At 50.7% G+C, this 15260-nt stretch carries 11 protein-coding genes and 1 tRNA gene; 3 read left to right on the plus strand and 9 right to left on the minus strand.

The window, feature by feature from the left end; genetic code table 11:
- Positions 1–28 precede the first annotated feature (28 nt).
- The 5 genes from LG200_RS11595 to rpsU form a co-directional block, all read right to left on the minus strand.
- Positions 29–107 (minus strand) — tRNA-Ile (locus LG200_RS11595).
- Positions 108–121: 14 nt separating this feature from the next.
- Complete coding sequence (gene rpoD, locus LG200_RS11600; RefSeq protein ID WP_226757786.1) at positions 122–2044, minus strand: RNA polymerase sigma factor RpoD; 1923 nt, start codon at positions 2042–2044, stop codon at positions 122–124.
- Positions 2045–2150: 106 nt separating this feature from the next.
- Positions 2151–3881: a DNA primase gene (gene dnaG, locus LG200_RS11605; RefSeq protein ID WP_226757787.1), complete on the minus strand. Its 1731-nt coding sequence runs from the start codon at positions 3879–3881 to the stop codon at positions 2151–2153.
- 79 nt (positions 3882–3960) lie between these two features.
- Positions 3961–4407 carry a GatB/YqeY domain-containing protein gene (locus tag LG200_RS11610; protein ID WP_226757788.1) on the minus strand — a complete coding sequence of 149 codons (447 nt, stop codon included), beginning with the start codon at positions 4405–4407 and terminating at the stop codon, positions 3961–3963.
- A gap of 18 nt (positions 4408–4425) precedes the next feature.
- On the minus strand, positions 4426–4638 hold the full coding sequence (gene rpsU / locus LG200_RS11615; protein WP_025870166.1) for a 30S ribosomal protein S21: 213 nt from the start codon (positions 4636–4638) through the stop codon (positions 4426–4428).
- Between the two features lie 88 nt (positions 4639–4726).
- Here rpsU and tsaD point away from each other — a divergent pair, with 88 nt between their 5' ends.
- Positions 4727–5746, plus strand: coding sequence for a tRNA (adenosine(37)-N6)-threonylcarbamoyltransferase complex transferase subunit TsaD (tsaD, locus tag LG200_RS11620; RefSeq protein WP_226757789.1), 1020 nt, complete (start codon positions 4727–4729; stop codon positions 5744–5746).
- Here tsaD and plsY read toward each other — a convergent pair.
- Positions 5743–6333, minus strand: coding sequence for a glycerol-3-phosphate 1-O-acyltransferase PlsY (gene plsY, locus LG200_RS11625; protein ID WP_226757790.1), 591 nt, complete (start codon positions 6331–6333; stop codon positions 5743–5745). The genes tsaD and plsY overlap by 4 nt on opposite strands.
- Before the next feature lie 70 nt (positions 6334–6403).
- Here plsY and LG200_RS11630 point away from each other — a divergent pair, with 70 nt between their 5' ends.
- Positions 6404–6760: a dihydroneopterin aldolase gene (locus LG200_RS11630; protein ID WP_226757791.1), complete on the plus strand. Its 357-nt coding sequence runs from the start codon at positions 6404–6406 to the stop codon at positions 6758–6760.
- A gap of 21 nt (positions 6761–6781) precedes the next feature.
- Here the strand turns inward: LG200_RS11630 and LG200_RS11635 are convergent, their stop codons facing one another.
- The 3 genes from LG200_RS11635 to LG200_RS11645 are packed head-to-tail and all read right to left on the minus strand — an operon-like array spanning position 6782 to position 14548.
- Positions 6782–9568: a restriction endonuclease gene (locus tag LG200_RS11635; RefSeq protein ID WP_226757792.1), complete on the minus strand. Its 2787-nt coding sequence runs from the start codon at positions 9566–9568 to the stop codon at positions 6782–6784.
- Between the two features lie 22 nt (positions 9569–9590).
- Positions 9591–11585, minus strand: a complete 1995-nt coding sequence (locus LG200_RS11640; RefSeq protein ID WP_226757793.1) for a site-specific DNA-methyltransferase — start codon at positions 11583–11585, stop codon at positions 9591–9593.
- A gap of 53 nt (positions 11586–11638) precedes the next feature.
- Positions 11639–14548, minus strand: a complete 2910-nt coding sequence (locus tag LG200_RS11645) for an SNF2-related protein (RefSeq protein WP_226757794.1) — start codon at positions 14546–14548, stop codon at positions 11639–11641.
- 153 nt (positions 14549–14701) lie between these two features.
- Between LG200_RS11645 and LG200_RS11650 the strand changes: the two genes are divergently transcribed.
- A complete protein-coding gene (locus tag LG200_RS11650) occupies positions 14702–15106 on the plus strand; it encodes a hypothetical protein (protein ID WP_226757795.1) in 405 nt (134 codons plus the stop codon).
- The last annotated feature ends 154 nt before the right edge of the window (positions 15107–15260 follow it).

A 15260-nucleotide genomic window follows, 5' to 3' on the forward strand; every position in this document is an offset into this window, starting at 1 on the left:
TACGTTTTCACGTAACCCCTTGATTCTTTGGTGGGCCTCCCCGGAGTCGAACCGGGCACCAACGGATTATGAGTCCGCTGCTCTAACCATGCATGAGCTAGAGGCCCTAAACCTTTACAGTTTAGTCGTTGCCAGTTTCGAGGAAACTGCGCAGACGTTCTGAGCGAGTTGGATGGCGGAGCTTGCGCAGCGCCTTGGCCTCAATTTGACGAATACGCTCACGCGTTACATCGAATTGCTTACCTACTTCTTCCAGCGTATGGTCGGTGTTCATTTCAATCCCGAAACGCATGCGCAGGACTTTGGCTTCCCTTGCGGTTAGCGATTCTAACACTTCTTTGGTAGCTTCGCGCAAGCTGGCGTAAACAGCAGCATCCACAGGCGCCAATGTTGTCATGTCTTCAATGAAGTCGCCAAGATGGGAGTCATCATCATCCCCAATTGGAGTCTCCATGGAGATAGGTTCCTTGGAAATTTTGAGGATTTTACGAATCTTGTCCTCCGGCATTTCCATTTTTTCCGCCAAGGTCGCTGGATCAGGCTCAAGACCGGTTTCCTGCAATATCTGACGGCTGATACGATTCATCTTGTTGATGGTTTCGATCATGTGTACAGGAATACGGATAGTACGTGCCTGGTCAGCGATGGAGCGTGTAATCGCCTGACGGATCCACCAGGTAGCATAGGTGGAAAATTTATATCCACGACGGTATTCAAATTTATCAACGGCCTTCATCAAGCCAATATTGCCTTCCTGAATCAGATCCAGGAATTGCAAACCGCGGTTGGTATACTTCTTGGCAATGGAAATCACCAGGCGCAAATTGGCTTCAATCATTTCACGCTTGGCACGGCGGGCACGCGCTTCGCCTGTCGACATCTGCTTGTTGATTTCCTTCAGTTCCTTGATAGGAATGCCAACACGGTCCTGAATGGCAAGTAACTGCTGTTGCTGGTCATCAATGGAGTGCTTGAAGCGTTCCAGGCGCTCCACATAAGGCTTGCTCACTGTAAGTTCAGTGGCCAGCCAATCGGGATTACCCTCATTGCCTGGGAAAGTCTTGATGAAATGCGGCCGTGGCATGCCTGATTTTTCAACACAGAAGTCCATGATCTTGCGCTCATGGCTGCGGATTTCCTCCACCATGCCACGCACTTGATCACACAAGGCCTCAACCTGTTTGGCGGAGAAGCGGAAAGCCATCAGCTCATCAATGATGACAACTTGCAGCTTTTGATACTCTTTATCTTGTGAGCCTTTGTTGACAAGAATGATCGACATTTTTTGATGCGCGTCGCGAATCACGGCAAAACGTGTGAGCACCTCTTCCTTGAGCTTGGCCAGCGCTTCAGCAGAGATAGCGGCAGCTTTTGCACCGTCGTCATCTTCTTCCTCTTCATCACTGTCGCCATCAGCGTCTTCATCGTTCTCGCCGGCCTCTTCTGCAGCCATTTCCGCACCAAGGCCATCATCTGCGTCAATCAGGCCGTCAACCAGATCATCAACGCTTAGCTCGCTTTTCTCCACCCTATCCACCATTGCCAACAACTCGGCAATCGTGCTCGGACAGGCAGCAATGGCCTGCACCATGTGCTTGAGGCCATCTTCAATGCGCTTGGCAATTTCAATTTCGCCTTCGCGAGTCAGAAGATCAACCGTACCCATTTCGCGCATATACATGCGTACAGGGTCGGTAGTCCGTCCAAATTCGGAATCTACTGTAGAGAGTGCCTGCTCTGCTTCTTCAACCGCATCCTCATCGGTAACGGGAGCTGGAGCATCTGACATGAGCAATGCTTCGGCATCAGGCGCTTCTTCATACACCTGGATGCCCATGTCATTAATCATGCCGATAATGCCATCGATCTGCTCGGAATCCTGTACATCATCCGGCAAGTGGTCGTTGATTTCGGCATAGGTAAGGTAGCCACGCTCCTTACCAAGAACAATGAGCGTTTTCAACCGGGTACGGCGTATATCTGCGTCGTTTACCTGGGTATCAGCCTTCTCGTTTATATTGTCGTTCTGTTGCTCTTTAGCCATGCTTGACCTCAATCTGTCGAACCGCAAGGTTGATTTACGGAAAACCCTAGATTATACCTTAAAAATACCCATAATTTTTAGCAGAATTAGGGCAACTCTTACTAACTTAACGAGTGCTGATCGACTTCAACAGCTCCCGCTCTTCTGCTGTCAGCTGGCTCAGGCTTTTTTCCTTGAGCCTATCCAGCATGGATGTCTGCTGACGTTGCATATACATGTCCCTAATCTGCTTGCGGACTCCCTCAAATTCAAGGGCCAGATCCAAATTCTCATCAAGAATATGCAGTTCACTCTGTATTTCACGCAAAACACGCACATCAATCAGCGGCTCCAGGCCATGCAATATCACGACCGGCTTTGAGTTTGGGCTGGCGATCGCAAGCCGCATTACCTGCCGCACCATTTCATCTTCATCTGCAACACCGGTCACCCAGTGCATATCTTGTTCTTGAACCAGTTGCGGCTGCATGATGGCCATCAATGCAAAGCGGCGCTGCAAAGACATGGTTGTACGTTCCTGTCTAGGAGCAGACCTCGGCCTGCTACGATTAGTTTCAGGCAATTTGAGCATAGCCCGCATTTCCTCACCGGATATATCAGCCAGCTCGGCAATACGTTTACGCAACAACAATGCCAGGCGCGGTGCCTGAATCTGCTTGAGAATGGGTTCAGCCTCATTGAGGAACTGCACCCTATCCTCTTGCGACTGCAGGTTGTTATTGGCACTCAACTCCTGAACCACATACTGCGAAAGCGGCAAAGCCTGCAATATCAATGCTTCAAACGCCTCCTTGCCATACTCCCGCACATAACTATCAGGATCATGCTCTGCCGGCAGGAACAGAAAACTGATGCGCAATCCGTCTGTCAACGCAGGCAAGGCATTCATGGCCGCACGCCAGGCTGCACTTCGCCCGGCATTGTCACCGTCGAAACAGAATACAATCTCGTCGGTCTGGCGCATCAGCTTGGTAATATGCGATGGCGTCGTCGCTGTTCCCAATGCTGCCACAGCATATTCAATGCCATACTGGGCCAAAGCCACGACATCCATATAGCCCTCGACCACCAACACCCGCCCGGCATCACGAATAGCACGCCGGGCCAGGAACAAGCCATACAGCTCATGTCCCTTCTGGAATAGGGGGGTTTCAGGGGAATTCAGGTATTTGGCACCTGCGTCATCCTTTTCCAGAACACGCCCGCCAAAGCCGATAACCTGGCCTTTCTGGTCATGGATGGGAAACATGATGCGATCACGGAATCTGTCGTATCGGCGCCCCTGTTCATTCTCTATCACCAGGCCAGCCGTCTTGAGGACTTCGTGCTTATAATCTTCAAATACCGTTTCCAGATTCTGCCATCCATCTGGCGCATAGCCTACCTGGAAACGCGCTGCCACCAGGCCGCTCAGCCCGCGCCCCTTGAGGTAGTCTATCGCCTTGGCCGACTTCTTGAGCTCAGCCTTGTAGTAATTGGCTGCCTGCTGCATGACATCCTGCAGACCAGGAATAAACTTGGCCCTGGCCACATCTATATCACGCGTTTCCTGCGGTACTATCATGCCCACAGACTTTGCCAGCTCATGGATAGCCTCGACAAAGCTGATGCCCTGATATTCCATGACGAAGCCGAGCGCGGAGCCATGCGCCCCACATCCAAAGCAATGATAGAACTGCTTGGTAGGACTGACCGTAAAAGAAGGGGATTTCTCGTTATGGAATGGACAACAGGCCGAATAATTGGCTCCGGCTTTCTTCAACGGTACGCTACGGTCAATCACGTCGACAATGTCAACTCGATTAAGCAACTCTTGTATGAAGGAATCAGGGATCATTATCTGGAAATAATAGCCGAAAAAAACAAAAAAGGAGCTTCAAGCTCCTTTTTCAATCCATACTTTCGGCAAGAAGTGCTCAGGCGCCCAATCTCGCCTTGATCAGGCCCGATATCTTGCCCATGTCGGCCCGGCCAACTACTTTTGGCTTGATTGCCGCCATGACCTTGCTCATGTCCTTGATGCTGGCAGCGCCAGTCTCTGCAACCACCTCTTCAAGAATGGCTGAAATTTCATCTTCGGTCAGCGCTACAGGCAAATATTCCTGCAGCACAGTGACTTCAAACTTTTCCACATCTGCCAGATCCTGACGGTTGGCAGCTTCATATTGGGAGATAGAATCCCTGCGCTGCTTCAGCATCTTCTCGATCGCCTCAATCACTTGAGTATCATCGAGCTCAATCCGCTCATCCACCTCACGCTGTTTTATTGCAGCCTGCAACAGACGTATAGCACCGAGCCGCGCACTATCCTTAGCGCGCATCGCGGTTTTCATATCTTCAGTAAGACGAGCCTTGATAGTCACAACAAAACTACGCCAGGCTTAGTAAAGCTTAGTAGGCAGAGTCTGGCTGCGGATACGGCGATAGTGACGCTTAACAGCTGCTGCTGCTTTACGCTTGCGTTCCCAGGTTGGCTTCTCGTAGAACTCGCGCGCGCGCAAATCTGTCAGAAGGCCAGTCTTTTCAATCATGCGCTTGAAGCGGCGCAGAGCCACGTCAAATGGCTCGTTTTCTTTAACACGTACGCTAGACATTTAAATCACTTTCCTTTGAGAAAGGGCGAAAAAGTTTGCTATTCTAGCGGCTCGCTCCTGATTTATCAATCATTATCCTTATTTTCTTATGTTAATTCTTGGCATTGAATCCTCCTGCGATGAAACCGGCCTCGCACTTTACGATACCAAACAAGGCCTGTTGTCACATGCGCTGCATTCGCAAATAGAAATGCACGCTGAATATGGTGGCGTTGTTCCCGAACTTGCCTCGCGCGATCATATCCGCCGCGCCTTGCCATTGACCCGCCACGTTCTCAATCAGGCTGGTAAAACCCTGCAAGATATTGATGGCATTGCATATACACAAGGACCGGGCCTCTCAGGAGCACTGTTGGTAGGCACCAGCATTGCAGAAGCACTGGCTTTCAGCCTGAACCTCCCTACGATAGGCGTCCATCACCTGGAAGGCCATTTGCTGGCACCATTGCTGGAAGCCAATCCACCCGCATTTCCTTTCGTCGCGCTCCTAGTGTCAGGCGGGCATACCCAGCTCATGCGGGTATCTGCCATAGGAGACTACGAACTGCTGGGGGATACCCTGGATGATGCTGCAGGGGAAGCGTTCGACAAAACCGCCAAGTTGCTGGGGCTGAGCTATCCAGGCGGTCCTGCAATTTCCAGGCTGGCCAGCCAAGGAACAGCCGGCGCCTGCCAATTGCCACGCCCCATGCTGAATAACGGGGACCTCAATTTCAGCTTCAGCGGCCTGAAAACCGCGGTACTGACCCTGGTCAACCAATATGGAAACCAGCTGGATGAACAAGCAAAAGCAGATATTGCCTACGAATTCCAGGAAGCCGTTACTGAAGTGCTCACCAAGAAGTGCATGGCAGCCTTGCGCAACACTGGTCTTGACCAACTGATTGTTTCCGGCGGAGTCGGCGCCAATGCCAGACTGCGCGAGCGCCTTGATGCAGCTACAAAGCGCAGACACTGCCATGTGCATTACCCCAGACTGGAATTCTGCACCGACAACGGCGCAATGATCGCCTTTGCCGGCGCAATGCGCATGCAACACGCCCACATATCAGATCACGGCTTTACCGTGCGACCCCGCTGGGATCTGGCTGAACTGCAAACGCCTTAGGGCTTTTTGCCAAAACCCGACTCAGTACCATCCAGCAATTTGCGGATATTGCTACGGTGTCGCCAGATCAGCAACAAGGAAAGAATAAATACGACAATGATATAGCCTACATGCGCAAGCAACAGCCAGGCAAAACCCGGAGCCAATGCTGCAGCAGTAAGGGCCGCTAATGAAGAAAAGCGGGTCAGCGCAAAAATAGCAACCCAACTCAGCATTGCCAATCCGGCCAGCAAAGGGGAAAAGCCAAGCAGCACTCCCAACGCGGTTGCCACTCCCTTGCCGCCTTTAAAGCGATAAAATACCGGATACAAATGCCCCAGGAATACCGCCAACGCAACCCAGCACACCACTTCCATCGGCAAACCATAATATTGAGCCAGCCATACCGGCAGCCAGCCTTTGGCCGCATCTCCCAACAATGTCAGCAATGCTGCCAACTTTTTGCCGCTGCGCAGCACATTGGTCGCCCCGGGATTGCCGGAACCTACAGTACGCGGATCAGGCAGGCCAAACGCCTTGCTGACCAGAATGCCAAAAGAAATTGAGCCGAGAAAATAAGCCAAGACGACGAAAACTGCGTTATTCATGTGGATTGGATTAAAATTGAATTGCCGTATTCTATCAGCCCTCAAGCCCTAACGCAGGATCCCCGCCATTATGGATATTATTTTTCTCAGTGAAGTCAAAGTTGAAACCCACCTGGGCGTACCAGAATGGGAACGCCTGACAGCCCAAACCATCATCCTGGATATTGAAATTGCCATGCCAAACAGCAATTCATGTCAGACCGATGAAATTGATGACACCATAGATTACGGCGTGGTCGTCTCCCGCATCCGGCAAACACTGGCAGAACGCTCGTTCAAGCTGGTTGAGGCACTGGCGGAACACATTTGCCAGCTCATCATGCAGGAATTCGGTGCACCCTGGGTCAAGCTGCGCGTAGCAAAACCCGGCATATTGCCGGGGTTGAAGGCGTTAGGGGTAGTAATTGAGCGGGGGAAGACTCACTGACACTATTTTGCAAACTAGACATTAATCAGATGCAGTTGATGGAATAGTATCAACCAATGCCCCCAGATTCGTTACGTCTTTGAAAATCACATCCTTGGCCAATGCAAAATGCCGACGGCCACATTCGATTTTTAGATTCTCACTTTGTCGTCTATCACTCTGCACAGTGCTGGATTTGGTTTCAGCAACAAAATACACGCGTGAGTCATTTTCAAAAACCACAGCCCAATCCGGATTGTAACTACCCAATGGAGTGGCAATTTTGAACCTGCCAGGCAGCTTGAAAAAGAATTTCACTCGCTCATCCACCGTGCAATCATGGGCAAAGCGACTTTCAACATCGCTATCGCTTAACACACAAGCAAAGGCATCACCCAGCGCTTCTTTTTGCTCATCAATTGGCTGCGCTTCGAGAAGCGTTTTGTTGACAGATATTGTCAGCTCATCATTAGCGGGCGGGTAAACACTGCTCAGATAGGTTTCAAGCTCTTCGTCAAACAAGGTCATCTCATAACGGCGACCGTTGATTTCGTGGTATTGAATGCCTTCCACCAGCAAGTCTTGCAGGCTGTTTTTGATCGCGGCAATCGCTGTATCCAGAAATGTCTGGGGGTTAATCAGTAGCTCGCCCAAGCGTTTTGATTCATCCAGAATGGCAAACAGCGTCGAGCGCGATAAATGCACACGGTTCTGAATGTAGGCATAAACATCAGGAATTGCCACGCTTTCGGCCGATACCTCGCTTTGGCCAACTCCGACCTCAATGCCCTGCACACCCTGTTGCGACATCCGGATTTTAGCCTTGCGAGCGCGTATTTTGGGGGCTTGAACTTTGGGATATTGATTAACATCGGCCAAGGCTGCCACACATTTCTGTATTAATACCGACGTATCCAAGGCCACGCTGTAACGCGTCTGATAATTGATTTTTTGCCAAATCGCCTTGAACAGTGACTCCTCTTCCGCATTCAAGGTTTTGCGTTTGATGCGCACCTTGGCACGCGCGTTCTTCACCCGCCCGGCAAAACTTACGCCGGTTTCCTCTTCAATTTCCTGTTGCAGGGTTCTGGCAAAAGCTTCGTAGCTTTCATTGGGAATTACGGTCAACACATTCACACGCTTGTCTTGCACCCGCTCGCCCGATTTGTTGACACATAGTCGCAAGCCACGCCCTATCTCCTGACGTTTTTTCATTGCGCTGTGGGTTTCGTTGAGTGTGCAAATCTGGAATACATTGGGATTATCCCAGCCCTCTCTCAAGGCAGAATGGCTAAAGATAAACTGTAAGGGTTCGTCCGGGTTTAACAGTCGCTCCTTCTCTTTCATGATCAGCGCATAGGTATCATCATCCTTGGCAACGTTGCCCTTGGTGTCCACCCACACTGTTTTGGCATTGGCACCTTTGCCCTTCTTATCGCCCGAGAAGTACCCGTTATGCACTTCACTGGCCTGATGCGGAATCATGCCCTTGTACTTGGGCATACTGGCGTATTTATTGAACGCCTCCTCAAACCACACGCCAAACTTGCCCGGCATGGCGTTGTCCTCTTCGTCATAAGCGCGGTAATTCGCCACCTTGTCGATAAAAAACAAGCTCAATACCTTCACGCCAATGGTCTGCAAATTTTTCAACTTGGCAAAATGGCTGGCCACTGTGCGCTCGATCTGAAAGCGCATGACATCCTCCGTCAAACCGCCTTGTTGTTCCCGCATGCGTAATACCCGCCCACCTGAGAATTCAATTTCCTCATCGTCCGCACGGATTTCATTGAGGATATAACCCTCTGCATACACATCACGCTGATTGGATTTTGCAAACAGGTCATCGCCCAGCTTCAGCGTCAGTTCTTTACGATTAACACCCGTTTTGTCATTCACATCAATGCACACCCTGGCGGTAATGCCTCTGGGCCTGGCATCAACGCTCACCAGCTCGATAAAAACCTGGTTGTGGCTTTCATCCGCCTGTACGCCATCCACCTCAATTTGCTTGACCAATCCCAGGTCATAGGCTTGCACAGGGTCCAGTGAGTACAGCAAGTTATAATGGTTTTTATGGGTTGCGGAATAGCGCAAGGTACATAGCGGGTTTAAATCCATCAAGGCACGGCGGCGCACATCGGTTTCAAAATTTTGCGGTTCATCCACAATCACAATCGGATTTACCGACCTGATGTACTCAATCGGCGCAAAGGCTTTCTCACCCTTTTGCTTAATTTTGTTATTGTCTTTGGTAAAACTGTCGATGTTGATCACCAGTACACTCAACGCATCGCTTTGCGCAAAATGCCGCAACTCCGTGAGTTTGTTGCTGTCGTATAAAATCGGCACACAGGGCACATTGGCATAATCTGCCGCAAAATGGCTGCGCGTGATTTGCAGGTTTTTCATCGCACCTTCACGAATCGCCACACTCGGCACCACCACCACAAACTTTTTAAAACCGTACAGTTTGTTCAGCTCATACATGGTTTTGATAAAAGTGTAGGTTTTTCCGGTACCCGTTTCCATTTCGATGGTGAAATTCAGCGGACAAAAAACCTCGTTGCCATTATCGGATATGGATACCTCCAATCCATTAGACACCGCCACCCCATTGGCTTCCTGCACCTTTTGCACATTAACCAAGAGTTGCTCGTCAGAAAGTTGGAGCACATTACCAATGCTGCCATCCGCCGCATAGTCCACACTGGCGTTTTGTCCTGCCAAGGCAAACTCGCTCTCAGCTAAGGGTTGGCCGTCAAACACTTGCACCACCGCTTGTACAGCGCGATTCTGGTAGTCCTGATGGGTAAATTGCAATTTCATGGTTTGCGTCATGATCCAGCCCTCAAATCACCAGCAAGCCAATATCCAGACCGACCATTTCGAGCTGTAAATTGCTCAGCAGCTCATCGGCCTTGTCACCTATAAAGCAGGAATTCAGCAGAATCACCTGCGCGGGCCTGGCTTTCACAATTTCGTCTTTCAGGGCTTCGGTATAAGACTCAAAACACAGCCATAACTGCCGGTCATCCTGCATCAATACTCGATGAACAGTGACGCCAGCCAATGTTCTGGGTTTGCTGATAGCATGCACGCCCAGCGCACCCAAGCCGTATTTAAGCAACAGCTCGGCAAGCATGGCAGTTGACACATCTACATCTTGAATAGCTTTGCCATTTTTCTCGGTGCTGTTTTTTTCAGCCCTTTGGAAAATATCCAACTGCGCACGCAACGCATCAGTATCAACTATATCGCTACGCCATACCTTGAAGTTCGAGGGTGCCAAGGTGAAATGGGCACAGGCCAGATCAGTGGTTTTGTCGGGGTGTTCGGCTTTGAGCTTGGTAATGACTTTATCGATTCGCGCACGGGTGATGTCGGCAATGGTGCGGTAACCTGCTTTGTAGGCTTCGCTAGTTTCTTCCAACGCCTCCGGTAGCTGCACACAAATGCACTGTCGGTTGCCTCCACCTTCAAGGTTCAGTTCCATTACCGCTTGGGCGGTAGTGCCGCTGCCAGCGAAGAAATCAAGGATGATGTCACCCTCTGTAGTTGTAAATGAAGCTAACCATTTGATAAGCGAACTAGGTTTTGGATAACCAAATGGATCAAAACCAAATATTTTTCTCAATTCAGCTGAACCAGTTTTTGTAGTTCCAATTTCTTTGTTAATTATTGTTTTGGGGTGGATGCTTCCTCTTTCTTTTTCGTACCAAAGAATCCCTTCTTTATTAAAATAAAACCTTAAGAGTTTTTGCCCCTTACTATCATATGTTGGTTCACCAATTATCCAAGTTTGAATTTGTTCTTTCATTCCCCAACCAGCAGACAAAGTAGCTGCCTCTGCCAACTTACCATTAACAAACCTCATTTCTTTCGAGATGATCGTTTGCTTTTCACTTCCGCCAATAGTTCCAGTAAAAATAGCTGACTCACCTTCAAACCCCATTCCAACAGGAAATGTGATTTCACTTGCTGGATTTGCTTTAGATATTTTTTTTAATGCTCCATGAACTATTTTGTCGTTCTCGCCAAAATCTTCCAATTTAAAGAATGGCAAAATACTTTTATTTTTCGCGTAACACAAAATGTACTCGTGCGCATTCGCAAAATGACCAGCTGTTGTTCCAGACTGCTGCCAAATTAAAGCTGTCGGTGACTCTGTCAACGAGTTTTCGACTCCAAACAATTCATCACAAACAGTCCTTAAATTAGACATCTCATGATCATTAATAGAAATAAAAATCACTCCATCATCACGCAATAAATTGCGCGCCAGATACAAACGAGGGTACATCATGGAAAGCCACGCGCTATGGTATTGCCCGCTTTCCTTACTGTTCTTTTTCCACAGGGTTTGTTTATTCAGGTACCCAACCTCACTCAATTCACCTGTACGTTTCTGGTATTCCTCCAGCGTTTCAGAATAGTCATCGGGATAGACAAAACTGTCGTTGCCGGTGTTGTATGGCGGATCGATGTAGATCATCTTCACTTTGCCGTAGTAACTTTTCTGCAGCACGCGCAACACTTCGAGGTTCTCGCCCTCAATAAGCATGTGGGGGGCTTGTTCAGGATTACTGGCAGTGGGCAGCAGGGTGTAGCTGGTAGTTTTCTGGATTTCGCGCCGTGCGGCGGCTTTGCCTGCCCAGCTTAGCTCGTAATGTTCAGCAGGAGCAAGGAACTCCTGGCCCAGCAGCTCCTTGAGCCGCTCAATATCAATTTGATTATCGCTAATAACTTCGGGGGCAGCTTGGCGAATCAAGGTTAGTAGTTCCATTTGGCGCTCCGCCAGTGCATCGGGGCTGTAGCCGATTTCAGTATTCTTTTCGTCCGTCACGATGGTTTTCCTTGATATCTTTAATTCAAATTTTTTAGTTTTTTGTAAAGCTTTTATTTCACCTGCCAGCGGATGGTGAACAGCGTTTGGGTTTCGGTTTTCTCTTGCAGCCGCTGCTGGAGCGAGGCAATCAGTGCGTCACGTTTTTCGATGATCTCGTCCTCGACGGTGAAGATTTCCTGCCGCAGGTGACGCTGCTTGCGCTCCAATTCGGCCAGATCACGTTGAATGCTGTCCTGCTCTTGCAGGGTGGTGGCCTTGCGGGCGTCGCGTTTCAACTGGGCGATGCGTGCTTTGGTGTTCTTGAGGGCTTCTTCAGCCGCCAAGAGTTTGTCATCGGCCCAGCGCTCCAGCTTGTCACGCTCCTCGTTGAACAGGCGCTGATTGGCTTCCAGCACATCGGCAATGGTGGCTTGTACGCGGCGCTGGCTGTTGGCTTCAAGGTCACTTGGTGCAGCATCATGGATGGCAACAGATTTACCCATCGCCGGGATGGTTAGCAGCTTTTCACAGGCTTCCTGATCGAGTGGTTCACCATCATCAGTGAGGCCAGAGAACAGCAGGGCCTCGGTCGTCTCGAAAGCGGTAACTTCCAGCCGTACCAGCGTGAGCCAGCCGGACTTGCCGCGTAGCTTTTCAATGATGGAGATACGCGTACCGTGCTTGCCATAGTCCAGCGTAAGCGTAGCGGGCGGGGTAGGCGCGTTGAGGCTGGCAGCGATACTCCACTCGCCCAGCGGATGGCTGAGGCGGTAGGCATGGGCCAGCATGTCGGGTTGGGCTGCACCACGGATGAGCTGGTACCGGCCCGACGCTATGCTTTGCGGTGGACTACTAAGGAAAAAGGCGTAGGACTGCTCATCGAAACGTGCCCGCTCACTCAAGGCATAGCGTGTGACACCCCAGAACCAGCGGCCCAGCTTGTCTAACCGTGCTTCGGCTTCGTCCAGCCGCAGTTTGAGACGATCGTGGACATCCTCATCGAAGTTTGCCAGCAACTGACTCTGTGTGTCCTTGATACGGTCGGCTATGACTTCTTCCAGTTCCGTTTGCAGGGCGTTAAAGGCAGCCTCGATCTGCTCCGGCTGGCGGCAGGTGTCGTAGATCTGCAGGATGCGCTTTTCGAAGTCGAGGCCGCCTTCGATACGACCGAGTACTTCATCAGATGCTCCGAACACGCCGGAGAACAAGTTGAATTTTTCGGTGAGCAGCTCCAGCACACGCTGATCGGCCTGGTTGCGGGTATTGAGGAAGTTGATAACCACGACGTCGTAGCGTTGGCCGTAACGATGACAGCGACCAATACGCTGTTCTACACGTTGCGGGTTCCACGGCAGGTCGTAATTGATGATAAGCGCACAGAACTGCAGGTTGACGCCTTCGGCGGCGGCTTCGGTGGCAATCATGATTTCTGCGCCCGTGCCGTCGTCCTTGCGGAAGTGATCGATCAGCGCCGTGCGGCGGTCCACCTGCGGTGAGCCGGTGACGCGATCCGTGCCCTTGAATTTTTCCAGCCAGCGTTGGTAGATAGCCATGGAGTCTTCATGGGTGTTAGTGCCGCTGAACAGCACCAGCTTGCCCGCGTAGCCATTGGCAGAAATAAAACGATGCAGGTATTCCTGAGTGCGCCTGGACTCCGTGAAGATGATGGCTTTGCGCGGCGCGCGCAGCTCAGCCATCTTGTCGAAGCCCAAGGTGAGAGCCTTAAGCAGCGCCTGCGCCTTGGTATCTGTTTGCAGGGCCTGTGCAGCATCGATGAAAGCGGTCAGCTCGACGATTTCGGCGCGGAGGATGTTGGAGTTGGGCTTATTGTCGCCCGCTGCCCCCGATAATTTGGACGCTTCATCTGCTGGTGTGTCTTCGTCCTCTACGGCCTCCTCTTCCAGATAGTCCTGCTCCAGATCGTCTTCGACGATGAGCTGTTCGACAAGTTGGGTGCCGTTATCATCGGCTTCGCCATCCAGCAACCGTTCAAGCCGTTGGCGAATGGTAATGAGCGTGGCCGCAACGGCGTGCGAGCTGGAAGCCAACAGCTTGCGCAGGATGAGTGCGGTGAGGTGGCGCTGCTGCTTGGGCAGGGCGTAGGATTCTTCGCGCTGCAAGAAGGACGAAATGCGTTCGTAGAGCGACTGTTCGTCATCCGTCGGTTCAAAAGGCTGAGTCAACGCTTTGCGCTCGGTGTACTTGATGTACTCAAGCACGTCACGCCGCAGCGTGCGCTTGGCGAAGGTTGCAAGGCGCCTGTGCAGCTCGCCCATGCTCGCGGTGCCGCTCATGAACTGCTTGCGGAAAGCTGCTTCATCGCCGAACAGATGCTCGTCGATCAGAGTGGACAAGCCATACAGCTCCATCAGGGAGTTCTGCAACGGCGTAGCGGTGAGCAGAAGCTTCTTTCGGCCGGCTAGTGCGCGCTTCAGCGCCTGGCCTGTGCGATTACTGGCACGATGCGCATTTCTAAGCTTGTGCGCTTCGTCGATAACCACTACATCCCATGGCACTGCGCGCAACTCAGCTTCCAGCCTGGCAGCGAACTGGTAGGACATGATGATGACTGCTTTGCCGACCAATCCCTGAAACGTAGTGAACATGTCACCTGTAGTCTGTTTGCGCAGGTAAGCTGCATCCACCACTGTCGTTGGTACTGCAAACTTGTCGAGCAACTCCTGTGCCCATTGCTTGCGCAGACTGGCCGGACAGATCACCAATAAGCGACGACGACGTTCCGCCCAATACTGGCAAACCACGAGCGAAGCTTCAATGGTCTTACCAAGACCAACTTCATCGGCCAGCAGAACACCTTCCTGCAGCGGGTTACGCAGAGCGAACAGCGCCGCCTCGATCTGGTGCGGGTTCAAATCGACGCTGGCATCGAACAACGACTGAGAAAGACGATCCACGCCATCAGCAGCATGACGTCGTGTTAGCTCATGAGCGTAGTATTTGGCATGATAGGCAGAGATCACCGGAAACCCTCATCAGCCTGAGAAAATGCGCTCAATTCCTCCACAAACATTTTTATTGTTAATCCACAAACTAAACTATTAGTTTAGTTCATAACTAAATTTTTATGTCAGTTTAGTTGCTGAACTACATCACCATGCGCATTTAATCTGCACATGGATAAAGCCAAACAGAATTTTGCGATACGGTTGAAAGAGGCAATGCTGGCCGCCGGATTTGAGCCACGGCCAGCGGTACTTGAAAGGCACTTTAATCTCCACTATGCAGGAGAAAAGCCGATGACATTACAAGGGGTAAGAAGATGGCTGCTAGGAGAAACGCTCCCCTCGCAAGACAAGCTGATTGCACTGGCACAATGGCTACGCGTGCCGCCAGACCAGCTACGTTACGGTGCTGAAATCAAAAGCGAGATTCAACAGGCAAGACAACGCTGGGATGATGCGATTCATTTTCAGGAACGCGAGACTTTTGAAGCATTTCTTGCCTTGCCAGCTCCACAACGCAAGATAGTGCGAGAAGTCATACTAACTTTTGCCAAAGCATACCCAGAAAAGACATAAGCCTGATATAACCAGCCCTAGCAGAAACTGACAGTAGGCATCATCGCAATTCATTTGATCATTTGCTAATCGCAGAAGCAAGAACATTGCCAGCCACATTGCTAACCATGGATTATCAACTCAAGAATTATTCAGATTTGGTGCAATATATACC

The sequence above is a fragment of the Methylobacillus caricis genome, from assembly GCF_020532705.1.
GTDB classification, from domain to species: domain Bacteria; phylum Pseudomonadota; class Gammaproteobacteria; order Burkholderiales; family Methylophilaceae; genus Methylobacillus; species Methylobacillus caricis.